Source organism: Gluconobacter sp. P5B12 (assembly GCF_018812035.1).
GTDB lineage: Bacteria > Pseudomonadota > Alphaproteobacteria > Acetobacterales > Acetobacteraceae > Gluconobacter.
In genome coordinates this window covers 787,252-813,739 of sequence record NZ_JACRVV010000001.1, presented here as the reverse complement: position 1 = coordinate 813,739, position 26,488 = coordinate 787,252, and the positions used below count along the sequence as shown (strand labels likewise).

Here is a 26,488-nt window from a genome sequence, read left to right as displayed (position 1 = left end):
CTATGATGTTTCGGCCAGAATGCGAGCTTCCCCTTCCGGCAGAAAGACTGACAAGGCTTCATTTTCCCAATGCCCCATGATCTTCCCGCAGAAACGTCTTCTCAGCGGGAGACGTGCGCCGTCGTTCTGGCCCATCTTTCGGACCCCCACCTCCCCCCGCCTCCAGTGCGCTGGTGGGAGGCTCTGAACAAGCGGGCCCTGAGTCTCATTTCCTGGAAAAAACACCGCCAGCACGTTCATCTGGCGGCCACATGTGCGGCAATTGTACAGGACATCGCCAAGGCTGACGTGGATGCCGTTCTTGTCAGCGGAGACCTCACAAACTTTGGCACACCTGCGGAATTCACCCTGGCTGCCGAGTGGCTTGAAAAACTACCCGCGCCGGCACTCGTCATTCCAGGCAATCATGATTACATGATCCGGCAGTCCCCAGAAAAGGGGATCCTGCAATGGGAAAAATGGTCGGCAGCGACTTACCCGTACGCGCGCATCCACAATGGCGTTGCGGTTGTCGGCGTAAATTCCGGCATTCCGACCCCGCCCTTCATGGCATACGGCCGCGTTGGCCGCAGACAGCTCACCCGACTGGAAGCATTACTGAACCAGCTGGGCGATGCCGGGCTCTGTCGCGTCGTCATGATCCATCATCCGCCCCGTAGAGGGCTTGTGCCGTGGCGGAAGTCGTTGCTTGATCATCCCGCTCTGGCAAAGCTTCTACAGAGGACGGGCGCGGAAATCGTTCTGCACGGGCATTCCCATGATGCGACTCTGACTCATATTGCCGGAACCGACATACCGCTGCTTGGTGTCGCATCAGCGTCTCTGACGGATAAACGCGCCCATCGGCAGGCCTGCTGGAATCATCTGAGCATTCGGCCTCGAAAGAGCGGTTGGACGATTGACCTTGCCCGTCACCGGCCGGATGGAAGCATCACGGAACAGGCGTCCTGGTTCCGCCCTCAAGGCAATGCGACATGAAGCAGCGCGCTTCCATTCTGGACAGGTATCTGTTGTGGCAGATGATGCCACCGTTCGTCATTGCGCTGTTCGCCATGCTCGTGGCGCTTCTTCTGGAGCGCCTGCTCGTCCTGTTCGACTATCTGGCATCAGCAGGAAGCTCGCTGGCGACCTGTATCGCGCTGCTCACTGACCTCCTGCCTCATTATTTCGGGATTGCTCTCCCTGCGGCACTCTGCATCTCGGTCTTTCTCACCATTCACGGGATGAGTGATAACAACGAGATCGATGCCCTTCAGGCTGGTCGCGTATCGCTCCTGCGGATTAGCCGCCCTTTCATGATTGTAGGCCTGCTTTTGGGTGCTGTCAGCGTGTTGCTCTACGGCTATATTCAGCCGGTTGCGCGATATGATTACCGGGCAGGCTTCTACTTTGCAGCCCATACCGGCTGGGCTCCCCATCTTCAGGCAGGAATGTTCGCATCCACGTCTGACACGGCAGTCATGACCGCAGACAGTGTTAGTCATGGCGGCACACACATGAAGCGTGTCTTCATCCGGGAAGTGAACAAGAAAGGCGTTGCCCACATCATTACGGCCCGCAGGGGCATGCTCACAATTTCGGACAAGACACGCAGCACGCAGATGGATCTCTGGGACGGCGAAATCGTCGATGATCCCTTTCCCGGGGCGACGAACCACAAACCAACGGTGACGCATTTTTCCCACGTCGTTCGGGTTATTGATCACCCGGCGAAAGAGACATCTTTCCGCTCCCGAGGAATTGACGAGCGGGAACTGACGCTCTTTGAACTCGCGCATGACCTGCGTTATGGCGTCCCCGGCATCGAATACCGGACGCTACGGGCAGAAATAGATTTCCGCATCGCCCACGCCCTTGCCATCCCGTTCATCCCACCTCTGGCTGTGGCGCTGGCCATTGGCTCACGACGCAGAAAGTCCGTATGGGGACTGATTGCCGTTTCCGGTATCCTTGTCGGCTTTGATCAGATGCTCATGTTTGGACATAGCCTGGCCGCAACTGGCCGCCTCCCTATCTGGCTTGCCATCTGGGTGCCTGAAGCGATCTTCTGCATTGGCTGTCCCGCCACTCTGCTGCGTCGGTCACGCGGCTCTTGGAAACGCCGCAAACTGGTTCGCCCCTCATGACCGCCCACGCACCTCGATATGTTCTGTACCGCTATCTGAACCGCGCGCTTTTGGGGCGCTTCATGCTCTGTGGCGGCGTGCTGGTATCTTTGCTTGAGATCCTCGCTCTTCTTGAAAAAACTACGCCTATTCTCAACCGGAATCTGGGCTTCAAAGGCATCCTGACGTTTGCGCTGCTGCATCTTCCTGCACTCAGCGTTGAGATCATGCCACTGGCATTCATGGTCGGGGCCTTGTTCCTCCTGATGCAGATGACGCTGTCGTCAGAAATGTCAGCCCTGCGCGCCGCCGGACTTTCTACGATCAATCTCTACAAGCGCTTTCTGCCTGCCGTCCTGATTGTGGGTTTCACTGGGGCAGCCATGCAATACTGGCTTATTCCCCCTTGCGAAAATGCGCTTGCCACATGGTGGAACAAGACCGACCCTGACGCAGCAAAACCCGACACGCCCGTAAAACGCATTCTCTGGTTTCGCGCCGGGCCGACTCTGGTGCGCATCGGCCAGTATGCCAACGGTGGTGCTTTCCTTCGGGATGTCACCATTTATAACCGTGATCCTGGCGGTCTTCTGACAGGAACCGAGCACGCCGCAACCCTGACTTATGATGGTAAGGACTGGCACCCCACCGGAGCGCAGGACCTCACGCTGACGGACAATGGCGCTTTTGTAAAAATCACGGGTGGTGACAATAATTTTGCCATTCCGGCGACGCCATCAATGATCATGACGTTGTCGGAAGATAACGCCGCCGTGACCCCAAGTCAGATCAGGGCGATCCTCCACAAGGGGGCACCGGCCAGTCTTCCACGCGCCACGTACCGCATGGCGCTCTTCAGTGGCATTATTCTTCCGCTGCAGGTCGCAGTAATGCTTTTATTAGCGCTACCAGTGATCTATATCCCCCCTCGGGCAGGACTTCGAAACCCGCTTCCGGTCTATGTGCTGGCCGCGGGAATGGGCTTCGTGATCCTGCAGGGAATGATTTCCGCACTGGGCAATGCCGGAACGCTTGGTGCGCCGCTGGCCGCCTGCGCGGGCCCGCTTCTGGGTGCCCTTCTCGGGCTGACCTGGGTCCTGAGGATGGAGGAAAAATGAGCAAGTCCAAACCATGGCAGAACATGTCGTCCCTCCGCACGGGGCGCAGCTTCGACCTCGGAAAGATGTCGCTGCCCCAGTTGTGGATTGCCTACCTCACCTACCCGACCATTCTTCTGTATTTCGTACTGATCGTTGCAGCAGCTTTCGCAGCACTTCACTTCTCCCATAGCCTGCTGACAACGCTGATCCCCGTTCCGGTTGTGATCGTGGTGTATCCGCTGGCCTGGTACATGATCCATCGCTTCATCCTGCATGGACGCTGGCTGTATCGGAACCACTGGACCGCTTCGCTCTGGAAGCGCATCCACTTCGATCATCATCAGGACCCCCATCTGCTCGACGTGCTGTTCGGCTCACCTCTGAACACCATCCCGACCATGGGCCTCATCACCATGCCGATCGGATACCTGATCTGTGGCTGGAGCGGAGCATTCTGCGCCCTGTCCACAGCCCTCGTCATGACGTGCATCTACGAGTTCTTTCACTGCATCCAGCATCTGGCCTACAAGCCGCAGTGGAAATGGGTTGCGCGGATCAAGCAACTCCACGTGCTTCATCACTTCCACGATGAGAACGGCAATTACGGAATCACGAACTACGTACCAGACCGCTTTTTTGGCAGTTTTTACGGTGAAGCCCGTGAGCGTGCGCGTAGCCAGCACGTCTTCAATCTCGGTTACGATCTGGATGAAGCCAAGCGCTATCCCTGGGTTATGGACCTAACGGGCTCTCCGCCAAAGGATCGTCCTGATGGTGCGCGCCCGACCTCAGACAACAGCCGCACAGCGTGAGCCTTCCCGTTCTCGTACTCGCTGGTTCTCGTGATGGTGAGCGTGATGTTCTGGCACAACTCGGGAAAGTCTCGCACAAAGCGCTCCTTCCGGTCGGCGGCCAACCCATGCTGGGGCGCGTCCTGCGCGTGCTGGAGAGCATGCCTGCTCTCGGGCCGATTACGGTCAGCATTGAAACACCAGACCGTATTCGGGACATTTCCGGCCAAGCCCATGTTCTCCAATCGGCACCGTCTCCCAGCGAAAGCGTTGCGGAAGCTCTCACCAAGGTCGGAACGCCCTGCCTGGTGACAACGGCTGATCACGCGTTGCTGCGTCCAGAATGGATTTTAGAATTTCTTGGTAAAACGGCTGGATGTGATCTGGCTGTGGGCGTCGCTCTGCGGGAAACTGTAGAGCGCGACGTCCCAACCACGATGCGCACTTATATTCGCCTCGCGGATATGAGCTTTTCCGGATGTAATCTCTTCTGGATGGGCACACCACAAGCTGCAGAAGTGGTCGAACTGTGGAAGCGGCTTCAGAAAGACCGCAAACGCCCCCTGAGAATGGCTCGAACACTTGGGTTTGGAACACTTCTTCGGGCACTGACAGGCCGCCTGGATTCCACGGCTCTGTGTCGTCGGATCGAAGTTCTGACGGGGGCGAAAATACGTCTCGTGCCGCTTTCTGACGGTCAGGCCGCCGTAGATGTCGATAAGCCTTCTGACCTGACACTCGCTGAACAGCTTCTGGCACAACGGTCTTCATGAAAATTGCTTACGTCATCAACTCGCTCGAATGCGGTGGCGCGCAGCTTCCCATTCCGGACATTGTCTCCGTTCTCCAGCAGCGAGGTGGCGAAGTCACAGTTTTCAGCCTTGAAAAGCGTGATGGCCTGGCCATTCCCGTTCTGGAAAGCCACGGCATTGAGGTTCGTGTGCGGTCCGGTGGCAACAAAGACCATTTGGCTGCTTGGCGCTGGTTGCGCGATGAAATGGACGCATTCCAGCCCGATCTGATCTGGACGTCCCTGACCAGAGCTACCCTCCTCGGCCAACGCGCAGCCAACAGGCTTGGTGTCCCGGCTGTCCACTGGCAGCATTCTGCCCGTTTGAAGTCCGCCAACAGCCTCCTGCTCCGGCTTCTCTGCCGGAAAGCGAAGCTATGGATTGCAGACTCCCCTACGGTTGAAGATTTCGCCCGCAAAAGTCTGGGACTACGGAACCGCGTTCTTTCCTGGCCGATTTTCCGGGCCAATCCTCACAGCCCGACAGCAAAGGCCTGGCGCAAAGGACAAACCGTCCGCATCGGCAGTCTGGGCCGACTACATGCCGTCAAAGGGTATGACCTGCTGTTCGAAGCACTGGATCTGCTCCGTGACCACCCGGACCTTCCCCCTTATCGACTGTCCTTAGCCGGAGACGGCCCAGAAAAAGAAGCACTGGAGCAGATCGCCAGGGAGAAAAAACTCCCGGTCGATTTTCTCGGACATTGCGACAAGCCGTTCGATTTTCTGTCGACGCTGCATCTGTATGTTCAGCCGTCCCAGTGGGAGGGCATGTGCGTTGCCGCCCATGAGGCCATGGCCTGCGCGCTGCCCGTGATTGCTACGCCAGCCGGCGAAATCCCTCACACCATGGAAGACGGGCATTCCGGTCTTGTGGTACCGTTCAACAACGCTCCGGTTCTGGCCAGCGCGATTGCTGAACTCATCATGACTCCGGGAAAGCTCAAACCCATGGGGCGCCTCTCCCGAGAGCGTGTTCTGGAGCGGTTCGGCCCGACGGCGTTTCTGCGTCAGGGAAATGCCGTTCTGGACCGAATTCCTGGCTTCAACCCAGCCCCAGACGACGCTTCACATTCATAAGATCCCGACGCGGGCCAATCCCAACACGCTTGACGTCGACAAGCGTCACCTGACCAGCGGCTGAGAGCGTGTGGAAACCGTCCGGAAAGCGACGGCGCAGCACGGCAGGCGCATCCAGCACATCACTTGGCGTCACTTTCGGCAACCCACGCTCAAGCCCTTCAATCTTCAGCAGACGAATGCCTTGGCCATAAGTGTCACGGCAGTCTTGCGTGGGAAGGAAGAGCTCTCCATCAACAACAATCGGAGTGCCACCCGGACGCGCTCCCGCGCGGTCACTCAAAAACAGTCCAAGATGTGTCCACCGCCCCGTAAGACTATCTGCTACGGAGATGTGCAGAGCGCTTTGCCGTTCATCTCGCGTGCCTGCGGGCGTCCAGAACATCCACCAGCGCTCGGCATAATGGAACGGCGTGGCGTCAATTGCGGCCTCTCGGAAATCAAATGCTTCGACCTTTTCCCATTCCAACGGAAAAGCTTTGGCCCGATACAGGGTCAGGCGGCCTGAAGCACTGGCCTCGGGCAGCATGTATGTCTCCCCACCATGCTCAAAGACGTACGGGTAGGACAGATGCCAGTCCTCAGACAGGACAGGCTGTTGCTGAATCAGCTTTCCTGTCCTGTCATAGACCAGAACATCAATGGTGCCTTTGGGGCTTCGATAGTCGAAGGCTTCCGCAAAAACATGCAGCTTTCCGTCCCGCCAGAGACCAAAAGGATCGGCCAAAAAACGGTGGTCTCCGATATCCGGCAGGGTCGTCACCTCAAACCCGTTGAGACTACCCGCTCGGATCAGGTCCGCCAGAGGAGCGTGGATAATGGCGCAACGCCAGTGGTCCGTGCGTAGAAACGGCATGCCGACTCTCCTTGAAAAACGCGAACAGGGGCAGACGTAAAGCGCAGATCCGGGCAATATGGAACCATGAGTTCGGTCCTTTCCGAGATCCCGCCTGGTTTCCCTGAACGACAGTTTGCCATCCGGCGTGCTGTTTTGGGGCTATGTCGCGCCATGGGCTGGGCAGCAATCAACGAATTTGCTCTTCCCTCGGCCGGGCGTCGCGCAGACGTGATGGCCCTCCTGCCCGATCACAGCCTCTGCTGCATTGAGATCAAATCCGGACTCCGCGATTTCCAGACAGATCAGAAATGGCCGGATTACAGGAACTGGTCTGACAGGCTGTATTTTGCCGTAGATGATGGCTTTCCGCTGGAAGTTCTGCCTCCGGACGTTGGCATTATCACTGTCAGCCTCAGCATGGTGCCCAATAGCCTCTTCCACAGTGTGGTAGCAGAATGCGCCATCATCCGTGACCCCGCAGAACACCGGATCGCACCGGCACGTAGGCGGACAATTCTGCACCTGTTTGCCACCACGGCCGCCAGTCGCCTCATGTCTCTTGAGGATCCGGCCATCACTGCCTCCCTGCGCGCAGCACGCCGCACAGAATAGGATATGTCCATGAGTTTTGACCCTATTGCCGTCCGTCTTGAAGCCGCCCGCAGTGTCGTCCGGGACGCAGCGGCCCTCGCCCTTTCCATGCGCCCTCAGCCTGGTGGCCCGACCGGCACCCTAAAGGGCCGTCAGGACTATCTGACGGAAGCAGACGGAGCGGTTGAAGCGCTCGTTAGCCGCCGGATTCAGGAGCTCTTCCCGGAAGATGGTTTTCAGGGTGAAGAAGGCGGCCTGACACGTGAGGGGCAGTTCCGTTGGGTCGTGGACCCGATTGATGGAACCTCCAATTTTGCACGCGGGCGAGACCGGTGGTGCGTGTCGCTGGGTCTGCTTGAGGGCAATGTACCCGTTGCTGGCGTTATTGAGGCTCCGGCCCTCAACGAAGTTTTCACTGCTCAGAAAGGCAAAGGCGCCTTTTTGAACGGAAAACCCATCAAAGCCTCCCCTATCAGCAACCCGCAGGAAGCCATGATCGAAATGGGATGGTCCTGCAGGGTGTCGACCGAACTGTTTGGTGAAAAAATCGGTGCCATCATGTCTCTGGGCGCCATGCCGCGTTCAGGTGGTTCCGGGGCTCTGGCACTGGCGGACGTCGCATGTGGCCGCAGCGATGGTTACCTTGAAATCGTGATCCAGCTTTGGGATGTCGCCGCAGCACTGATCATTCTTGAAGAAGCTGGCGCTACCGTCTCTCCGTTCCTTCAGACAGGCGGCCTGACAGGAGGCGCCACTATTCTCGCGGCGGCTCCCGGTATCGCCCAAACCCTGTCAAACGCCGTGAAGGTGGAAATCTGACACGACCTGCCACCCCCGCACTCGTGATTTGGCCTCATTTCACGCATAGTGCGGGGAGATCTATTTTTGCCGTTAGCAGAAGGTAAGTTTTATGACCCTGTCCGGTCTCCTGCGTTCGACCGTTCTTGCCGCCACAGGGTGTGCAACGCTCGCTGCGTGTTCTGGCACAACCACCACGACAGCAAGCGAACAGCAGATCGTTGTGGATAAAGCGACGCTGGCTGTTCAGGACCTGTTTGCAAAAACAACCTCGACATCCCGCTCACAGCAGCTTCTGGCGGAAGCCAAAGCCGTCATGGTGTGCCCGTCTGTTCTGAACATGTCTTTCGGTCTGGGAGGCTCTGGCGGTCGCTGCGTTCTCATGAGCCGCGATGCGCGTGGGTCATGGTCTGATCCGGCATTTTACCGTCTGAGCACGGGGTCTCTGGGTGTTCAGGTTGGCGTCCAGAACTCCGAGATGATTTTCTTCATCATGTCCCAGCGCGGCATTCAGGCCCTGCTGGATAGCCAGTTCAAGTTTGATGCGACAGCATCCGCCTCTTTCGCCACGATCGGAACTGGTGTTGAAAGCAGCACGGCCGGTGCAAAGAATACGGACATCTATGCGGCACAGAAGGCTCAGGGCCTGTATGCGGGCGCAGCACTTGGTGGCTCCAAGCTGACAGTGGATAGCGGCGCGAACCGCGCGTACTACAATCAGGCTGTTGGTCCTGAAGACATTATCGTGACGATGCGCGTCAACAATCCGTCTGCCGATCCGCTTCGTCGCATGATGATGAACATTGCGAAACTACCAACAGCCTCCACGGCCCGCTCAACAAGCGCAACAGCTCCAGCCTCTCAGGGAAGCACGTCAACGGATATCGACCCCGTAAGCAGCAGCCCCTACCCCAGCAACTACGACACCTCAAAGCCTTACAGCACCCAGACGCGCGGTGTGCAGAGTTCATCTCTGAACCCTGTGAAGTAAGACAAAAAAAAGCCCCGCACATGAAAATGCGGGGCTTTTTTTATTGTGGGACGACGGGGATTTTTTCTCGGTAGGCGCGGATATTTCGGTCCTGCTCCTGAAGTGTCTCAGCGAAACTATGGCCGCCCTCGCCCGTCGCGACGAAATATAGCGCCTTCCCTTCGGCCGGATGGGCCGCAGCCTCAAGAGACGTCTTACCCGGTGAACAGATTGGCCCCGGTGGCAGGCCGGTTTCTAGGTACGTGTTGTATGGGCTCGGCACCTGAAGATCATCATGTGTCAAAGGACGATCCAATGTCCCCAGACCGTCGCTTAGCCCATAAATAACGCTTGGATCTGTCTGAAGGCGCATGCCGAGTTTAAGACGGTTCAGGAAGACGCGCGCCACCATCGGACGCTCGGACGGCACGGCTGTTTCCCGCTCAATGAGTGATGCCAGAGTCACCAGATCCTGCGGGCTCTCAATCAGGCTATCCAAGGCTTCCACATCACGCTTGTCCCATATGGACTGCACCTGAGCGTCCATCATGCGCTTCAGGCGATCAACCATGGATTGCCTTGCAGTGCCACGGACATAGGCAATAGTCTGAGGAAGGACGCTTCCCTCCACGATTTGAGGGACGTCTCCCGTCAGGAAAGGTGCTTTGCGAAGAATATCCGCAATCTTCAGCGCCGTCAGACCTTCAGGAACAGTCAACTGATGGGAGACAGGCCTACCATGCCGCAAAATTTCCAGCACATGAGCCACGGACGCTCGGGCGGGAAACTGAAGTTCCGCCGCATGAATCTGTCCGTCCCGATGCGTAAGAAACGCTGACAGCCGGAAGAAGGCTCCGGAGGACCATGTTGGGGAAAGAATTCCGTCATCCTGAAGAGCTTTTGTAACCGTCGCGTTGTTACCACGCGGAATGACAAAGGCTTTTGTTTCAGGAAGCGGACCTGGATCAGTATAATGACCGTACCCGGCCACCGCGGCTGCAACAAAGAGCAGCGGCGCCATGAAGATTGCCAGCTTACGGCCAGCCTTGGGGGGAAGAAGAGGTTTTCTGTTTTCTTCGCCGTCCGGCTGGCTTTCAGGCATAAATCAAAACGACTCCGCTCAGTCCTTGCAGCGCTTCAAAATAATGCTGGCATTCGTACCGCCAAACCCGAAGCTGTTGGACAGAGCAACATCAACCTTACGCTTCTGAGCCTTCAGAGGCACACGATCGATTACGCTCTCGCGTGCCGGATTTTCAAGGTTCAGCGTGGGCGGCACGATGCCGTCACGGATGGCCTGAAGGCAGAAGATCGCCTCCACAGCACCCGCTGCGCCAAGAAGATGGCCAATTGCGGATTTGGTAGAGGACATCACCAGGTTCTTGGCATGGTCGCCGAAGAAACGCTCGACCGCATCCAGTTCCAGATCGTCAGCCATGGTGGAGGTGCCATGCGCGTTGACGTAGTCGATATCGGATGCCTGAAGACCACTGTTTTTCAGGGCGGCCTTCATGGCGCGGAACGCACCCTCATGACCTTCAGCCGGGGCTGTGATGTGATGAGCGTCGCCGGACAGGCCATAACCGCCGATTTCGCCATAGATCTTGGCACCGCGAGCCTTGGCATGCTCGTACTCTTCCAGCACGACCACACCGGCACCTTCACCCATGATGAAGCCATCACGATCCTTGTCCCACGGACGGGACGCCTTGGTCGGATCTTCATTGGAGCCAGTGGAGAGCGCACGTGCCGAGCAGAAACCGGCAATACCCAGCGAACAGATGGCAGCTTCCGCGCCACCGGCAATCATGACGTCTGCATCACCGTACTGGATCAGACGGGACGCATCGCCAATCGCATGCACGCCTGTAGCGCAGGCTGTAACGACAGCATGGTTCGGTCCCTTGAAGCCGTAACGGATCGAAAGGTGACCGGAAATGAGATTGATAAGCGCGGACGGGATGAAGAACGGTGACAGACGACGGGCCTTGCCGCTCGAAACTGTCAGGGAACCTTCATAAATCGTCTGCAGACCACCGATACCGGAGCCGATCATCACGCCTGTGGCGCAGCGATCGTCTTCGTTCTCAGGCTTCCAGCCCGAGTCCTCGACGGCCTGGATGGCAGCGGCCAGACCAAGATGGATGAAGCGATCCATTTTCTTCTGGTCTTTGACCGGCACCCAGTCAGACAGCGTGAGACCGCCTTCTTCGGTCGGTCCCTCAGGAACCTGACCAGCGACCTGCGCAGGGAGTTCGGAAGGATCAAAATGGGTAATACGCCCGATACCGGACTGCCCTTCGATCAGACGCTTCCACGTCAGTTCCGCACCCACCGCAAGTGGGCTGACAACACCGATTCCGGTAACGACGACGCGTCTTCCGTTGATTGCATTCCCGCTCATCGATGCCTCATGTCTCACGTTGTAAACGACCATACGATGCGGCCTGAAGACCGCTCCGTGATCCGCCCCTGGTAATCGAGGCGGGATGGGACCAGCCTTAGACCAGTCCCGAAAGCGCCTTAGGCAGCCTTCTGCTTCTCGATGTAGTCAATCGCGTCCTTGACGGTGGCGATCTTCTCGGCTGCATCTTCCGGGATCTCGACGGAGAAAGCTTCTTCGAAAGCCATGACCAGCTCAACCGTGTCGAGGCTGTCTGCGCCCAGATCGTCAATGAAAGACGCTTCCGGCGTGACCTTGCTTTCTTCAACGCCGAGGTGCTCGACAACGATCTTCTTCACCTTGTCAGCGATATCGCTCATCTGTTTGTTCCTTCTGCCCGTTCAGGGCGTTACAAAAAACTCGTATTGCCGTCTGCCAGTCCGGGAACCCATCAGGGCTTCCAGCGCAGGCCACCTCTCCTTTCGGAAAGGCGTTGCCACCGGCCGAACCGGACATCGGCCTTCATCAGACCGGGCAAAGCAGCGCGCGATTAGCACGCTTTGACCTGAAACGCCAAGCGTCTCAGACCATGGCCATGCCACCGTTGACGTGCAGGGTCGTTCCCGTGACCCAAGCAGCCTCGTCAGAAGCCAGATACACCACTGCCGCGGCCACGTCATCCGGGTTTCCCATCCGACCGAGCGGAATAGAGCCAACCAGCTTCTCGCGGATACCCTCAGACAGCACATCCGTCATTGGCGTTTCAATGAAACCAGGAGCCACAACGTTGACCGTCACACCGCGAGGACCGGCTTCCTGAGCCAGGGACTTGCTCATACCAACAATGCCAGCCTTTGCCGCTGCATAGTTGGCCTGACCCGCATTTCCTGTCGTTCCAACAACTGACGCGATGGAAATGATGCGGCCAGCACGACGGCGCAGCATACCCTTAAGGGCAGCGCGCGCCAGACGGAACGGGCTTTCCAGATCCACCGTCATGACCTGCGACCAGTCACTGTCCTTCATGCGAATGGCGAGCGTATCGCGCGTCAGACCCGCATTGTTCACCAGAATGTCCAGCGGAGCCCCGGCCACTTCTTCAGCTTTAGCCACAAGACCATCAGCTTCAGACGCATCCGACAGGTTGGCAACAGCAATATGGGCGCGCTCGCCAAGGCTATCTGCAAGTTCCTTCAGAGCCGCTTCACGCGTGCCGCTGAGAACAACCGTTGCGCCAAGGGCGTGAAGCTGACGGGCAATAGCTGCACCGATGCCACCGGATGCACCCGTGACGAGTGCGATCTTGCCAGAAAGAGAGAACATGGTTCGTTGTCCTTACAGAGCCTTGAGCAGGGCTTCGATTTCAGCAGGTGTGCCAGCATTGTCCGTGGCAAGATCAGGAGCAATACGACGCGCCAGACCGCACAGCACCTTGCCAGCTCCCAGTTCATGCATGTTTGTCACGCCCATGGCCGCCATGGCCTGAACGCTTTCGCGCCAGCGGACCGTTCCCGTAACCTGCTTCACCAGAAGGTCGCGGATCGCATCAGGATCCGTGACCTTCGCAGCAGTCACATTGGCAATAACCGGGACGCTCGGCGCATTCAGTGTAGCCGTTGCCAGCGCTTCGGCCATTTCACGACCGGCAGGCGCCATCAGTGACGAATGAAACGGCGCAGAGACCGGAAGTTTCACAGCCCGCTTGATGCCACGCTCCTTGGCAAGGGCAATAGCGCGGTCCACGGCATCCATGTGTCCAGACACAACGATCTGGCCACCACCGTTATCATTGGCGATCTCAAGGATCTGTCCCTGGGCTGCATCTTCACAGATGGACTGCGCCTGCTCAGCCTCAACTCCGAGAAGGGCTGCCATGCCGCCCTCACCTGCAGGAACAGCCCGCTGCATTGCCTGACCGCGCAGGCGCAGCAGACGGGCACCTTCAGCAATACCGAGCGTGCCAGCAGCAGCAAGAGCAGAATATTCTCCAAGAGAATGACCAGCCAGCAAAGCGGCCTTGTCTGCCAGTTTGAAGCCGCCTTCGGTTTCAAGGGCACGAACAGCAGCGAGCGATACAGCAAAAAGTGCTGGCTGCGTGTTCTCCGTCTTTGTCAGTTCGTCCGCTTCGCCGGAGAACATCAGCTTTGACAGGTGCACTCCGAGGGCATCGTCAACTTCCTGAAAAACGGCGCGGGATGAAGCAAAGGCATCATGCAGGGCCTGCCCCATTCCGACTGACTGACTGCCCTGACCCGGAAAGACAAAAGCGTGAACCGACATGGATCCCCCTGCTGGCATGAAAAACAGGCTCAGGGTGATGCTGTTTCACACGCGATCTGTCAAATTCTGCGTTATCTGTCAGGTGTGAATGTCGCGTATGCCTCGCCAGGAATTTTAACCCGGACCCGGCCAAAAGGCTTGCTGGAACGGAATACCGTATCCTCTGCATAGTCCTGCGGCCGCAGCAGAACAGTCATTGGTTCCCTACTCACGTTTGACGCCAGCACCCGCACGGTTCCGCTCGTCACAGCCTCAAAATTCGCTCCCGGAGCAATATCTATCTTGAGCCGATGAGCATCAGGCATAAACCAGGACAGGATCACACCCGTCAGATCACGGATGCACGCATTGACCTGACGTAGCCAATGACGGGCCTCTATGCCGGTAAATGTCTGCGCCGCAGGCAACGCAACCACCAGAGACAGCTCCGTTCTGACATTATGCCCGATGGCTTCTGTCTGAAGGACCGGCGGGTTCTCTGCCTTCAGGCGGTCTGTCAGCGGGAAATGCATGTCCCGGTCCTGGCCGAAGAACAAAGGGATATCCCCATCCCGGCTATGAACCATAAGGCGCGCTTTTGAAGGGTAATCATGGTCAGGCAGCAACTCCCCTGTAAAATGGAGTGAAAGCCCCTCTTTTGCCGCCTGCGGAAAGCGCTCAAACCGCTCATAGATGCGTGCGATATCCTGATATGTCGCAACGCGCACGTCATGTCGACCAGCGACAATGAGATGCTCCTCGGAAGCACCCCGCGCCTCGTGAAGCCCGACACAGGAAAGGAATGCGATGAAACATCCCGTCAGAAGACGATAGGTCATGAATTTACTTTACAACAAATGATGTCTTATTCAATTTTTTGCAGAACAATCAGAACCTGCGGCAGCCTTACCGGATTATCCAGATATTCGATCAGGCGAAACATCCCGCCCCAAGCTTTAAGAATATAGTTCCGTGGTATGATGGCCTCTCCATAATGCGCCTGAGGCTGAGGGCGCTTTGCAGATGCTGCATGCAGGAACCGCCCGGCTTCAAAATGTGAATTTGCCTGCGCTTCATCCACAAAACTATTTGCACAAGCTTCATGCCATGGATGCTCCAGTCGCATCCCAGAAGCACGACGCAAGCGCTGCTCCGCGCAGAATGACAGAAACCGCCGACTCTGCGTCGTAAAGACAACCAATCCATCTGGCTTCAGAAGCCGATGAAACTCCCTCATCCAGTGGCCGGCCAGAAATTCATCCAGATGTGAAAATGTCGACCAGGACGTGATCAGATCCAGCGTACCGGGCACGAGGGGCAAGGGTGGCACCAGCCCGGCCTGCAAGAAGGGAAGAAATGGATTGGCGCGCCGTGCCGCCATGAGAAAGCGGTCCGTATGCTCGACGCTCACGAGGGACTGTGATCGCACGTCCTTCATGAAAAGGCGTGCCATCCGCCCCCACCCACATCCGAAATCAAGAACGGAAGTCTCGGGCTTCACAGGCCTTCCCGCGTAGGCGCAATACGCTTTTATTTCTCGATAAAAGACATGCGCCTCATGAATGGAAACCTCCCCGTGATGCCCATGAATTTCACGCTGAAGATCATCCGGGGGGAACTCCGGCATCCGAACGCCCCGCACCTCGTGTCCACCAAGGGACGAGACCAGAACATGCAGCCATTCTTCATCCGCAAGCCCGTGAAAGGCTTCAAAAACAGCATCCGTCCTGTCGGAGTGGGTCATTCTTCTACCGTTACGCCATGTCAGTAACGATTTATTAACGCACTTCCACCGACAAGAGAACCAAGCCGCCGCCTCCTGAAAAATTCTGCCCCGCGCTTTTCAGATACAATACAAGAAAGAGTTCTCACATAAACTGGATATGGCTCTTAAATCCCAAAAGAGCGGCATCCCGCAGATTGTATTGGGCGTTCGGGTGAATGTAATACTCAAACAAAGGCGTAAAAATTACACCCTTCACGACGTGGATAGCGTAGTTGAACTCCATCACGACCGCATCCTGCTGAACACCTGTCGCATGATTGGGGAGTGATTGCCCTTTACGGATCAGCGCAGTCTCACTTCGGCTCACACCGGATGCAATCTTGGTGTAGGTCAGAGAAAATCCGAGCGTATCGTAGGGTCGAGAGTTCAGAAATCCGCGGTTAATCAGTGCGCCATAGACGAGATACCGGCGCAGGGACGTATGGGGATCATTGTAAATAAGCCCCGTCATGGCCGTCAGGCCTGAGCCCTTTGCCCGATAGTGCAGCAACTGTTGATCCAGCATGACCCATGTTGACCAGGACGCGCTTCGCTTTTTATGCGCAAGTCCGCTCTCTGCATAAGAACCGTCATACAGATCGTAATAGTTGTCAGTCTGCGGCGTACTGAAGAGCTGGGCACCGAATTTGTAATGACCCGGCAAGGTGCCATGCCCGAAAACCGGCTCCCAGGCTGTTTCGATCGGTGCCGCATACCCGATGATATTGGCCCCATTGAATTTGAATCCGGTCCGATGCTGATAGACCTGATAAATCCCGTTTTCGATCGGATACACCCCTATCTGAACATAGACAGAATGCACCGGCCTTCCCCGGACCCGAAATCCCCAGGTTGCAGCAGGATAGCCCGCGTCAAAATTCGTGTCCGTAATCCCTTTGGGACGACCGCAGAAACTACCGTTCTGGAAATTGCAGAACAAAGGGCTCGCTGCAAAATCCGAAATTTCTGACATACGACCAGCCGCAATCGCCAGACGTCCACCGTAAAGCGTCTCTTCGCCGTACATATAGACCAGATGCACGACAACATTTCCGCCACCGCCATAATCTTCGGAGGCATGATTGAGCCAGTCACCAAACATGCGATTGGCCGTCGTACCGTATCGCCCTACCGTAATCATGTGCGTCGCAAAACCACGCAGACCAGCAAGCTTTTCCCAGTCAACATCAAGCTGCATGGCATACTGGCCCGCATTGCTCGCGCCCTGCTTGTAGTTTTCAAATCCCGACGTTGTTCCGCGCGTCGGCTTCGTTATTGCTCCAGCAAATTCATTCGTATTGTCGACGAGGAAATTAATGCCACGTTTACGCAGCCAGTCTGACAAGGGATTGGAGACGATAGCCTCGGGATGGGAAAATGCTGGCACGGTTGTTTCACGCGATGCATGCACAGGAAGAGGCGTTGACACCAACTGACTTGGCGCAGATCCAATATCGCGGTCCATGACCTGAGCAAAAGCAGGCAGCGATACGAAAATACTGAAAAACCACACATACCATGAGCTTTTCAGAGCATAACCCAGCACACGAAGATGCAAACCTGGCGCCCCCATTTGAACAGGAATAATGTTACATCACGACCTCTGCAACGAATTGCGTCCGATCCAGAGTGAGTATGCAGAATCCCTACGCCACGGCGCGCCTGTAGCGGAATTAACATTTTAGAATTTCTCGCAAATTTGATTAATAATTCACAAATACAAAATAATTAAAACGTTTTTTAGTATTTATTTTAAAGTAATAATACTTACGAATGTAAAGTATATTTAATATTTTTATTCAAAATCATGAAAAGAGTTAATTTAGAAAATTGCTCATGTAATATTTTTTGCATGCGAAACACATTTACGTGCCCATTTTCGAAAACATGTCTTTTTTTGTGGAAAATCAAAGCCCAGAAGCAGAAGACGTTTACCATTCACGCGAACCACATTTCGTGGCGCATGAAGAGAGAGGAAATTTCTGCATGTCTCTTTCTGGTAAAATTGCCGCTGTAACCGGGGCGGCTCAAGGTATCGGCAAGGCCATCGCTCTTCGTCTGGCGCGCGAAGGAGCTGACATTATTCTATTGGATGTCAAACAGGAAACCGTTCAGCAAGCCGCTAAGGAAGTTGAAGCTCTTGGTCGACGTGCTATCGCTCTAACGGCTGACATCAGCAATCGCGATGAATTTCAGAAGACCCTGAAAGAAGCCTCCAGCCAGCTTGGCGGCCTCGATATCATGGTCAATAACGCCGGCATCTGCCAGGTGAAGCCTATTCTGGACGTCACCCAGGAAGAAGTTGAGAAGATTTACCGCATCAATGTTCAGGGCGTGATCTGGGGTATCCAGGCTGCAGCCAACATTTTCAAAGAGACCGGCAAGAAGGGCAAGATCATCAATGCCTGCTCCATTGCTGGCCATGAAGGCTTCCCTCTTCTTGGGATCTATTCTTCCACGAAGTTTGCGGTTCGCGCTCTGACGCAGTCCGCCGCCAAGGAACTGGCAGCGTTCGGTATCACCGTCAATTCCTACTGTCCGGGCATCGTCGGGACGGATATGTGGGTCGAGATCGACAAGCGCATGTCTGAGATTACTGGCGCTGACTTGGGCGCAACGTACAAGAAGTATGTTGAAGGTATCGCTCTCGGACGGGTCGAAACAGCGGACGACGTTGCTGGCTTCGTCGCATTCCTGTCGGGTAAAGATTCCGATTACATTACTGGCCAGTCCATCCTGATCGATGGCGGCCTCGTCTACCGCTAAGGCTGTAGATACAAAAAAGGGCCGGATTTCTCCGGCCCTTTTTTTGAAATCCTCAGGCATCCCGCGGAATAAGACGTCCACGCTGCCATGCTTCCGCAGCATCATCAGGGTCCTGCCCTTCGACGCCAATATTGTAATCCAGCGCACTCATGACCTTGTTGCCGAGCATCATCTCGGACAACTCGTCAAGAAGATCTGTGTCTGCCTTGCGCGCTACATCTTCCCGCAGAACCATGCGCGCAGACATTTCCCCGCCAAGCAGCTTGTCAGGGTCCTCAACCAGCGTCAGCAACGCAGTATGGAACACAGCGTGAGGCTGAGTGGCGACAACAAGGGGAGATTCCCCGTCAGCCTGCGCCTTTTCCAGACGACCGATTAGAGCGGCCTCTCCAACGACTTCAAGCGGCAGGGAGGAGAGAGCTGGAAGCTGTTTGAGTGCCTTTTCAAGAACCTCGCGGCTGTCATCCGCAATGATGACGCGATCCACCTCGGCTGATGTCAGCGTATTGACAGAGCCAAGAGAACGAAGTGCTGCAAACGAAATCTGCGGCTGATACAGATCCCCGATCACACGAAAGCCCGGACCAGCGAATTTTTCATCACGCGGGAACCAGGCAGAGACCAGAAGATCAATCTCGCCCTGCTCCATGGCTTCAGCCACATCTTCAGGATCGAGGTCTACGAACTCGACGCCCACCTCATGCGCTTCGAGAACACGGGCGACCGCACTGGCACACCCGGCATGTAGCGAGGTGTACAGATGGCCGATCGTCATTTGCGTCATGAGGCAGTCCGTCAGTCAGAAAATTGAAACGTGAGACCGTGGATAAGCCTCACGCTTCATTTTGTCACGACCCTTACCAGATCTTTACACGCTGATCCGGGGCCAGATAGAGCTTGTCGCCGTCTTTTACGCCAAATGCATCATACCATGCGTCAATATTATGCGCTGGCATGTTCACACGCGTGACGGCCGGGGCATGCTCGTTCGAAAGCATCTGCTGGCGCAGCGCATCCGGACGATCCTTCTCACGCCACACCTGTGCCCAGCCCAGGAACACGCGCTGATCGCCTGTCAGACCATGAACGGTTGTCTGCGGCTTGCCATGCAGGGAGTCATGATAAGCCTGCAGACCGAGGTTCAACCCGCCGGAATCCGCAATATTCTCGCCCATGGTCATCTTGCCGTTCACGTGCGTGCCCGGCAGGGGCTCCTGCGCGTCGTATTGTGCACCAAGACGATCCGCCAGCTTCTGGAAAGCATCAGAAGATGCTTTGGTCCACCAGTCATTCAGGCGGCCATGCTCATCATAATGACGGCCCTGGTCGTCAAAACCATGGCTCATCTCATGACCGATCACGCCACCAATGGCACCGTAATTCACAGCCATATCGCCCTTCGGATCGAAGAACGGCGGCTGAAGAATAGCTGCCGGGAAGACGATCTCGTTCATGGTCGGATCATTGTAGGCATTCACCGTCTGCGGCGTCATGCCCCATTCGTCACGATCCACCGGCTTGTCGAGTTTGTCCACTTCATGCTGCCAGTTGAACGCCACACCACGCACGGCATTGCCGTACACGTCGCCCTGACGAACCACGAGGTTGCTGTAGTCCCACCATTTCTTGGGATAGCCAACCTGAATGGCGAAGTGATCCAGCTTGTTCAGAGCAGCCTTGCGGGTCTGCTCGTCCATCCATGTGTTGTGCTCAAGGCGATCATGGAAGGAAGACTTCACCTTCTGCACCAGTTCCGTAATCTGAGCCTGTGCTGACGGCGGGAAGTAACGGGCAACATAGATCTTGCCCAGAGCCCAGCCCATGGCACCATTGGTCACGCGTGTCGCACGCTTCCAACGAGGAGACTGCTGCGCCACGCCTGACAGCGTGCGACTGTTGAAGTCAAAGGACGCGTCAGAGAAATCGTGAGACAGATAAGCTGCGGCATTGTCGGCCAGATGGAAGGCAAGCCAGGCCTGAACCACGCTGTAATCAGCCTTCTTCAGAACGCGGGACATGGCAGCGATGCCATCGGGCTCACGCACGTCCACCTTGCGATCGGCAATATTTGCAGCCGGAAGCCCTGCCGTCGTCAGGAACGTGACCCAGTCAAAGTCCGGAGCAATCTTCTGTAGCTGCGTGACCGTCATCGGGTTGTAGAGCTTGAGCGGATCGCGCGTCTGGTCGCGGGGGATCTCAACCTTGGCAAGCGCCGTTTCAAGATCAACCACGGCCTGCGCGTTCTTGGCTGGATCAGCCCAGCCCACAAGCGTCAACATCTTGGCGACATAAGCCTGATAGGCCTTCTTCTTGTCGGCAAGCTTCGGGTCTGTGTAGTAGCTGATATCGGGCAGGCCCAGGCCACCGCTGACACCAATGCTCATGCCCTGATCGAGCATCAGCATGTAGTGTTCCGGATCTTTCTGGTCCTGCTCAACGCCAATCTGGAATGTCGAGAACGCCATGGACTTCAGAGATGTACCAAACGCTTCTGCAAGGCTCTTGGCATCACTGACCTTACGGATCTTCTCAAGATCCGCGGCTAGCGGCTTGGCTCCCAGAGCATCAACCGCCTTCTGGTCCAGATAACTGGCGTAGAAAGTGCCAATCTTGCCCATGTCGTCAGACGGCTCGGCAGAAACATGCTTCTGCGCTTCGTTCAGGATCGCCTTCTGGCGCTCCATGGACAGCTCATACAGAATACGGAACGGGCCGTAGCTGCTCATATCCCCCGGAATTTTCAGGTTCTTGAGGTACGTGCCGTTGGCATATTCGAAAAAATTGTCGCCTGGCTTGACGCTATGGTTCATGCCGGCTTCATCAAAGCCCCAGCCTGAATTGTAACCGGCGGCCTGCGCGCTAGCGGCCGTCAGGCCCATAGCCAGTGCAAGCACACTCGCACCCTGCGTCAGGCGGCGTTTAACAGAAACTGTAGTCTTCACATTATGCCTCATGTTCTGGCGATCGCCGTAGCATGAGGCATAAAAGATCATTTCGTCAAAAGGTCGTCCATACAAACGGAGACTTTTTGTTACTTCCCGCTTTTGCGGGTTGTCTTCCGCGCTTTGTCCGCAGGTGCGGAGACGGCCAGCACGTCATAATCAAAAACCATGACCTTATCGAGATATGGCCCGGCAAATTCCTTGAAGGCCTCATGGGCGGGGTCGAAGAAGGCCGGATCTGTCACGACGGGCTTACCAACGTAATAGTTCCGATCCCCTTCTGAGCGAAACGTCACGAGGAATGCCTGCTGCAGACCACCCTCTACACCTTCGCCGCTGTTCTGAAACCCGGTTTCAATGCTGACCACTACGGGACGACCGTCCGGGCGTCGGCTGTCCTGTGCAAGATGCAGAAACCGGCCGGACACTTCCGCACGCTGCGCCGTCGTGGCGTCCTTTTTGTAGCGGAACATCACCATGTGACGCACTGTCCCCACACGCCAGTCAGCCGCTGTGAACTGAGCGTATCCGACCTGTCGGGCGAGCTGCTGGGAGGCAACCGTTGCCGCTGCCGGTGTATCGCTTGTCACCGGGCCTGACGTCGCGATCGGCAGGGAGTATGGATCTGCTTTGGCTGAGAAGCCCTGCGACAGCCCTGCGATGGACAGAAGGGCAGCGGCTCCCCAGATAAAGCGACGGGACAGAAGTGGTCGAACGTCCATTCTCAAGCTCCAGTTACCAGACAGAAAATGCAGTTCTTCATGGCACGAAACGGCCCCTTCCGTCTTGTGAATTTCCGTAAGTCTGGCGAACTGTCAGGCCGCGATCTGACGCTGAAACGATTTGCGGCGCCACTGGATCAGTCGATACACCCCATTCGCTGCCAGCTTCTGCCAACGGGAATGCGGGGTGAAGCCGATTGTCTTGAAGATCATGGCCGTCACACGATCAATGTGCTTCTGCTGATAAAATCCCATGGCTTTGGACATGTAAGCCGCAATGCACCGCTTGTGGTCATAGGGCATATCCGGGGATTCATTGGTCGTGTGATAGGCGGACGCCAGCTCATCGTCCTCACTCTCGGTCACACGCCCAAGAGCAATGCGTGTCCGTGCCCAGACACTGAGCTTCTCGCGCTTCAGATAGCGATGCATGTGATCATAGAAGAGTTTGAAATGCCGGTATTCATCGGCGGCAATCTGCTTGCAGATGGCTTTCAGCAGGGGCTCGTCCGTCGCATCCGCCAGCGCCGTGTAAAAAGACGACGTTCCCGTCTCGACCATACAGCGCGCAATCAGTTCGCCCGTGCGGGACCCGCGGATAGACGCATCGACGTCTGCATCAATCTTGTAACTTGCGCGATAGCGCTCAAACGCCTCTTCATAGTCCCAGCTCGGATCTGCCAGCATGGCCCAGCGGCCCAGAGCATCTCCGTGCTGAACTTCTTCCACTGCCCAGTTGGCTGTTGCTGCGCTGAAATCCGGGTCTCCCACAAAGACGTGTCTCAAATATTCAGCGTAGTCCAACCCATTCTTTTCAACGACTGAAGCAGACTTCACCAGAGGAATGATATCCGGGTCCACGCGGGATGGATCAAAGGAATCCCAGTCCATCTGCTCGATACGCCAGTGTTTCATCGCTTTGCCTCGTCCGTTTTCCGGCTCATAATCATGACGATGAGATGACACGCCGGGGCCATTTTGGGTAGGTGTGACGCAACAACGTTGGAGAAAGCCCCGTGACGGCTCAGAAAATGACACAGCCAGACGTCCGCCACGACTGGACGCGCGCCGAGGTTGAAGCGCTGATCAACCTCCCCTTCCCGGACCTGATGTTCCGCGCCCAGGAACTGCACCGTCGTTATTTCGACCCCACAAAAGTGCAGATTTCCACGCTTCTTTCGATCAAGACAGGCGGTTGCCCCGAAGACTGCGCCTACTGTCCGCAGAGCGCCCGACACGAAAAAAGCGTGAAGGCCGAGCGCCTGATGGCCGTCGAAAAGGTGATGACCGAGGCGCGCGCAGCAAAGGCAGCAGGCGCAGGCCGATTCTGCATGGGTGCTGCCTGGCGCTCCCCGAAGGACCACGATCTCGACTCCGTCTGTGAGATGATCGAGGGCGTGAAGTCCCTTGGTCTCGAAACCTGCGTCACGCTCGGGATGCTGGACTCCGTACAGTCCCAGCGCCTGAAAGATGCCGGGTTGGATTATTACAACCACAACCTCGACACCTCTGAGGAGTTCTACGGCTCCATCATCTCAACCCGCACGTATCAGGAGCGCCTCGATACGCTCTCCAACGTGCGCGATGCCGGCATCAATGTCTGCTGTGGCGGAATCGTGGGTATGGGCGAAGATCTGTCCGACCGCGCCGGCCTGCTGATGACGCTCGCCAACCTGCCGAAGCATCCCGAGAGCGTACCCATCAATCTGCTTGTTCGCGTTGAAGGCACACCGTTAGGTGAAGCTGAAGCGGTCGATCCGATCACCTTCGTCCGTATCATCGCCACAGCCCGCATCATGATGCCGGAAAGCCATGTCCGTCTGGCAGCAGGGCGTGAAAACATGACGGATGAGGCACATGCTCTGTGCTTCCTCGCAGGTGCCAACTCTATCTTCTGTGGCGAGAAGCTCCTGACCACGCCAAATCCTGCTGAACACCGCGACCGTCAGCTTCTGTCCGCTCTGGGCATGACGCCGATGGTTCAGTCTGAAGCAGAAATGGGCGCACTGCGTCCTGCCGTTCCGGACGTCGCTGCCTACGAAGCAGCTCTGTCCTGACAAACAAAGGGCGAGGCATTCTGTGCGCCTCGCCCTCATTGTGACCGATTAAGCTTTCAGACGCGCAGCAATATCAGCCACACGACGGCCATAGCGCTCAGCCGTCAACAGATCTCCCTTCTGCACACCATCGACACCCGCATTTGCCGGAGCGCGCGCCAGAAGCCCGACTGACCCGCCCAGATTGTTCGGGTCGTCGCCTGTCGCATCAAGAGTGTTGGATGGCAGAACACCCAAACTCACCCAGATCCCACCATGCTGGGATGCCAGTGTCTGGAGCGTAATCAACGTGACCTGCTTGTCCCCACTTGGGCTGGCGGAGTTCGTGAAGCCACCAAACACCTTGTCCTGCCAGCCACGTGTGAACCAGATCTTGGATGTGGCATCCGCAAATTTCTTAAACTGCCAGCTCACGTTGCCCATATAGGTCGGCGTTCCAAAAATGATGGCATCCGCCTCATTCAGCGCAGCCCATTCGGCCTCGGTAATTTCGCCGTCAGCACTAATCGCCACGAGTTGGGCCTGAGCTCCCTGAGCCACATGCTCCGCCACCACCTTGGTGTGCCCATATCCCGAATGATAGACGACCAAAACTTTAGACATCGTTCCTGTCCTTCAAACCAGTTCATACGATACGTGGTATCCATTGGATACCAACAGTCTTCGTGGTATTATGCTAGCAAATTCGGGACAAGAAGGCACTTTCCAGACACATGGTTACCTTGCAGAAACCAGACACCCCCACACGAAACCTCTGCTTCAACGTCTATGCAAAAGAGTGCCCTACACGCCTTGTGCTGGACCGGCTTGGTGACAAATGGGCTCTTCTCGTGCTGGACCGCCTTCAGAATGATGTTGTGCGCTTCAATGTCCTCAAGCGGGACATCAATGGGATTTCGCAGAAAATCCTGTCTCAGGTGCTGAAAAACCTTGAGCGCGACGGGCTTATTTTAAGGCAAGCCTATCCAACCGTGCCTGTCACTGTTGAATATAGCCTCAAACCTCTCGGAGAGACCCTGATCCAGGCTGTTTCAAGCCTCACGCACTGGGCTGAAACCCATATGGCTGACATTCAGGACTCTCAACGTCTTTACGATGAAGCAAAAAACAGCGCACTCTGACATTTTGCGCCTTTCATAAAGCCATTTTTCAACTTTTCCCTTGGCCTCGTAGCCGTTCTTTCCTAAACCCTCGCCCTTCGCGAATTCGGGACGGGACCAGCCAAAATGACGACGCAACCTCTTAAAGCGCCAAAAATTCGCGTCGGCATCGACTTTGGAACGACCAATAGTGTCGTCGTCATCGCAGATGAACAGGGCAACACGCAGCCTGCCATCTTCAACTTCATTGACAGCCCGTCTTCCGAAACCTGCCGCACCCTGCTCTGTCTCTGGATGGATCAGGAGGGCAATCGACGCGTTCTTCAGGACGCCATCGGGCTTGATGCCATCGAAGCCTATCTGGATGATCCGGCAGAAAGCCGCCTCATCATGTCCATGAAGACCTATCTGGCCCAAGGCTCATTCCGCGAGACACGTGTTTTTGCCTCGACCATGACGCTTCAGAACCTGATCGCCCGGTTCCTGCGTTCCCTGATGGACAAGGCCGACATTACACCAGAGCAGGTCAGCACAACGATCGGCAGGCCCGTGCGCTTTGCGGGTGAACTGGCCGACGACAATCTGGGTGTGAAGCGCCTGAAGGAAAGCTTTGTCGAGGCAGGTTTCGCTGAGCCGAACGTCGTACTTGAGCCCGAAGGGGCGGGCTGGCGCTTCATGCAGCGACTGGATGCACCAGCAACCGTGCTGGTAGGAGACTTCGGCGGCGGCACAAGCGATTTCTCTGTCATGCGCTTTGACCCCCATGGCACACCGCGCACCGTCACACTGGGTCATTCCGGTGTCGGGATTGCGGGAGACCAGTTTGACTTCCGTATTATCGACAATGTCGTCGCACCCGCACTTGGTCGGGACACGACATATCGGGTGATGGGTGGGCAGCCTCTTCCCGTCCCTATTGAATGGTATGCGAGCCTCGGGCGCTGGCATCGCCTGTCTCTGATGCGGACCCCTCAAACTCTTCGCAGCATTGCAGACGTCGCAAAGACAGCTTCTGATCCGCAGAAGCTGCGAAATCTTCTGCGTCTGATTGAAGATCAGGAAGGCCAGAACCTGTATCGGGCGATTGGTCAGGCCAAAAGCGATCTCTCACGGCACGACAGCACGGTCCTGAAGTTCAGCCACCGGGACCTGAAAATCGAGCAGACCATCACGCGTGCAGATTTCGAAAGCTGGATCAAACCAGATCTGGAAAAACTCGCAGCCGCCATCGACGATGCCCTGAACGTTACAGGCCTCGGCATTGACGATATCGATCACGTCTTCCTCACCGGCGGCACGTCTTTTGTTCCGGCCGTTCGGAAGTTGTTCACGGATCGCTTTGGTGAAAGCCGGGTCGATGGCGGATCAGAATTCGTCTCTGTCGCTGAAGGTCTGGCCCTGATCGAAGTGGAAGCAAGAGCCTCGGCCTGA

27 protein-coding genes are annotated in these 26,488 nt (G+C 56.4%); 13 read left to right on the top strand and 14 right to left on the bottom strand.

The window, feature by feature from the left end; genetic code table 11:
- The first annotated feature begins 69 nt into the window (after nt 1-69).
- Genes KP702_RS03700 through KP702_RS03675 form a run of 6 tightly spaced genes read left to right on the top strand, consistent with a single transcriptional unit; the run spans nt 70 to nt 5,866 of the window.
- Nucleotides 70-978, top strand: coding sequence for a metallophosphoesterase (locus tag KP702_RS03700; RefSeq protein ID WP_202206697.1), 909 nt, complete (start codon nt 70-72; stop codon nt 976-978).
- Nucleotides 975-2,126: an LptF/LptG family permease gene (locus KP702_RS03695; RefSeq protein WP_202206696.1), complete on the top strand. Its 1,152-nt coding sequence runs from the start codon at nt 975-977 to the stop codon at nt 2,124-2,126. The genes KP702_RS03700 and KP702_RS03695 overlap by 4 nt, the downstream gene beginning before the upstream one ends.
- Complete coding sequence (locus KP702_RS03690) at nt 2,123-3,223, top strand: LptF/LptG family permease (RefSeq protein WP_202206695.1); 1,101 nt, start codon at nt 2,123-2,125, stop codon at nt 3,221-3,223. The genes KP702_RS03695 and KP702_RS03690 overlap by 4 nt, the downstream gene beginning before the upstream one ends.
- The gene (locus KP702_RS03685; RefSeq protein ID WP_202206694.1) at nt 3,220-4,017 is read left to right on the top strand and encodes a sterol desaturase family protein; all 798 of its coding nucleotides are present in this window, start codon (nt 3,220-3,222) and stop codon (nt 4,015-4,017) included. Before KP702_RS03690 ends, KP702_RS03685 begins: the two co-directional genes overlap by 4 nt.
- The gene (locus tag KP702_RS03680; RefSeq protein WP_202206693.1) at nt 4,014-4,769 is read left to right on the top strand and encodes a nucleotidyltransferase family protein; all 756 of its coding nucleotides are present in this window, start codon (nt 4,014-4,016) and stop codon (nt 4,767-4,769) included. The genes KP702_RS03685 and KP702_RS03680 overlap by 4 nt, the downstream gene beginning before the upstream one ends.
- Complete coding sequence (locus KP702_RS03675) at nt 4,766-5,866, top strand: glycosyltransferase (protein WP_215768510.1); 1,101 nt, start codon at nt 4,766-4,768, stop codon at nt 5,864-5,866. Before KP702_RS03680 ends, KP702_RS03675 begins: the two co-directional genes overlap by 4 nt.
- On the opposite strand, the gene KP702_RS03670 is transcribed toward KP702_RS03675, so the two are convergent.
- Nucleotides 5,832-6,722 carry a hypothetical protein gene (locus KP702_RS03670; RefSeq protein WP_215768509.1) on the bottom strand — a complete coding sequence of 297 codons (891 nt, stop codon included), beginning with the start codon at nt 6,720-6,722 and terminating at the stop codon, nt 5,832-5,834. The two genes, KP702_RS03675 and KP702_RS03670, sit on opposite strands and share 35 nt — an antisense overlap.
- A gap of 66 nt (nt 6,723-6,788) precedes the next feature.
- Between KP702_RS03670 and KP702_RS03665 the strand changes: the two genes are divergently transcribed.
- The 3 genes from KP702_RS03665 (at nt 6,789) to KP702_RS03655 (ending at nt 9,084) form a co-directional block, all read left to right on the top strand.
- On the top strand, nt 6,789-7,316 hold the full coding sequence (locus KP702_RS03665) for an MmcB family DNA repair protein (protein WP_202206690.1): 528 nt from the start codon (nt 6,789-6,791) through the stop codon (nt 7,314-7,316).
- Nucleotides 7,317-7,325: 9 nt separating this feature from the next.
- Complete coding sequence (locus KP702_RS03660) at nt 7,326-8,114, top strand: inositol monophosphatase family protein (protein ID WP_202206689.1); 789 nt, start codon at nt 7,326-7,328, stop codon at nt 8,112-8,114.
- 91 nt (nt 8,115-8,205) lie between these two features.
- Nucleotides 8,206-9,084 (top strand): lipid-binding SYLF domain-containing protein, encoded by an 879-nt coding sequence (locus KP702_RS03655; protein ID WP_046899537.1) that lies wholly within the window; start codon nt 8,206-8,208, stop codon nt 9,082-9,084.
- A 40-nt stretch (nt 9,085-9,124) separates the two neighbouring features.
- Here KP702_RS03655 and mltG read toward each other — a convergent pair whose 3' ends face one another.
- From mltG to KP702_RS03615, 8 genes are all read right to left on the bottom strand, one after another.
- Entirely contained in the window at nt 9,125-10,165 is a 1,041-nt protein-coding gene (gene mltG / locus KP702_RS03650) for an endolytic transglycosylase MltG (RefSeq protein ID WP_215768508.1), read from the bottom strand.
- Between the two features lie 18 nt (nt 10,166-10,183).
- Nucleotides 10,184-11,467: a beta-ketoacyl-ACP synthase II gene (gene fabF, locus KP702_RS03645; protein WP_202206687.1), complete on the bottom strand. Its 1,284-nt coding sequence runs from the start codon at nt 11,465-11,467 to the stop codon at nt 10,184-10,186.
- 119 nt (nt 11,468-11,586) lie between these two features.
- A complete protein-coding gene (locus KP702_RS03640; RefSeq protein ID WP_007282219.1) occupies nt 11,587-11,826 on the bottom strand; it encodes an acyl carrier protein in 240 nt (79 codons plus the stop codon).
- Nucleotides 11,827-12,028: 202 nt separating this feature from the next.
- A complete protein-coding gene (gene fabG, locus KP702_RS03635; protein WP_202206686.1) occupies nt 12,029-12,769 on the bottom strand; it encodes a 3-oxoacyl-[acyl-carrier-protein] reductase in 741 nt (246 codons plus the stop codon).
- Between the two features lie 12 nt (nt 12,770-12,781).
- On the bottom strand, nt 12,782-13,726 hold the full coding sequence (gene fabD / locus KP702_RS03630; protein WP_046899540.1) for an ACP S-malonyltransferase: 945 nt from the start codon (nt 13,724-13,726) through the stop codon (nt 12,782-12,784).
- A gap of 71 nt (nt 13,727-13,797) precedes the next feature.
- The gene (locus tag KP702_RS03625) at nt 13,798-14,544 is read right to left on the bottom strand and encodes a DUF2987 domain-containing protein (protein WP_215768507.1); all 747 of its coding nucleotides are present in this window, start codon (nt 14,542-14,544) and stop codon (nt 13,798-13,800) included.
- A gap of 26 nt (nt 14,545-14,570) precedes the next feature.
- Complete coding sequence (locus KP702_RS03620; RefSeq protein WP_215768506.1) at nt 14,571-15,449, bottom strand: bifunctional 2-polyprenyl-6-hydroxyphenol methylase/3-demethylubiquinol 3-O-methyltransferase UbiG; 879 nt, start codon at nt 15,447-15,449, stop codon at nt 14,571-14,573.
- 124 nt (nt 15,450-15,573) lie between these two features.
- Complete coding sequence (locus KP702_RS03615; protein ID WP_373687829.1) at nt 15,574-16,983, bottom strand: carbohydrate porin; 1,410 nt, start codon at nt 16,981-16,983, stop codon at nt 15,574-15,576.
- 473 nt (nt 16,984-17,456) lie between these two features.
- On the opposite strand from KP702_RS03615, the gene KP702_RS03610 reads away from it, so the two are divergent.
- Nucleotides 17,457-18,236, top strand: coding sequence for an acetoin reductase (locus tag KP702_RS03610; protein WP_215768504.1), 780 nt, complete (start codon nt 17,457-17,459; stop codon nt 18,234-18,236).
- A 52-nt stretch (nt 18,237-18,288) separates the two neighbouring features.
- Here the strand turns inward: KP702_RS03610 and KP702_RS03605 are convergent, their stop codons facing one another.
- The 4 genes from KP702_RS03605 to KP702_RS03590 form a co-directional block, all read right to left on the bottom strand.
- Entirely contained in the window at nt 18,289-19,020 is a 732-nt protein-coding gene (locus KP702_RS03605; RefSeq protein ID WP_215768503.1) for a glycine betaine ABC transporter substrate-binding protein, read from the bottom strand.
- Between the two features lie 73 nt (nt 19,021-19,093).
- Complete coding sequence (locus KP702_RS03600) at nt 19,094-21,253, bottom strand: M13 family metallopeptidase (RefSeq protein ID WP_215768502.1); 2,160 nt, start codon at nt 21,251-21,253, stop codon at nt 19,094-19,096.
- Between the two features lie 14 nt (nt 21,254-21,267).
- On the bottom strand, nt 21,268-21,900 hold the full coding sequence (locus tag KP702_RS03595) for a Dabb family protein (RefSeq protein WP_215748777.1): 633 nt from the start codon (nt 21,898-21,900) through the stop codon (nt 21,268-21,270).
- Between the two features lie 93 nt (nt 21,901-21,993).
- Nucleotides 21,994-22,815: an acyl-ACP desaturase gene (locus KP702_RS03590; protein WP_046899547.1), complete on the bottom strand. Its 822-nt coding sequence runs from the start codon at nt 22,813-22,815 to the stop codon at nt 21,994-21,996.
- 116 nt (nt 22,816-22,931) lie between these two features.
- Here KP702_RS03590 and bioB point away from each other — a divergent pair, with 116 nt between their 5' ends.
- Nucleotides 22,932-23,957 carry a biotin synthase BioB gene (gene bioB, locus KP702_RS03585; protein WP_202206803.1) on the top strand — a complete coding sequence of 342 codons (1,026 nt, stop codon included), beginning with the start codon at nt 22,932-22,934 and terminating at the stop codon, nt 23,955-23,957.
- Nucleotides 23,958-24,005: 48 nt separating this feature from the next.
- On the opposite strand, the gene KP702_RS03580 is transcribed toward bioB, so the two are convergent.
- Nucleotides 24,006-24,560 carry a flavodoxin family protein gene (locus tag KP702_RS03580; protein WP_202206677.1) on the bottom strand — a complete coding sequence of 185 codons (555 nt, stop codon included), beginning with the start codon at nt 24,558-24,560 and terminating at the stop codon, nt 24,006-24,008.
- A 110-nt stretch (nt 24,561-24,670) separates the two neighbouring features.
- On the opposite strand from KP702_RS03580, the gene KP702_RS03575 reads away from it, so the two are divergent.
- Entirely contained in the window at nt 24,671-25,078 is a 408-nt protein-coding gene (locus tag KP702_RS03575) for a helix-turn-helix domain-containing protein (protein ID WP_215748780.1), read from the top strand.
- Between the two features lie 105 nt (nt 25,079-25,183).
- Nucleotides 25,184-26,488, top strand: a complete 1,305-nt coding sequence (locus KP702_RS03570) for an Hsp70 family protein (RefSeq protein ID WP_202206675.1) — start codon at nt 25,184-25,186, stop codon at nt 26,486-26,488.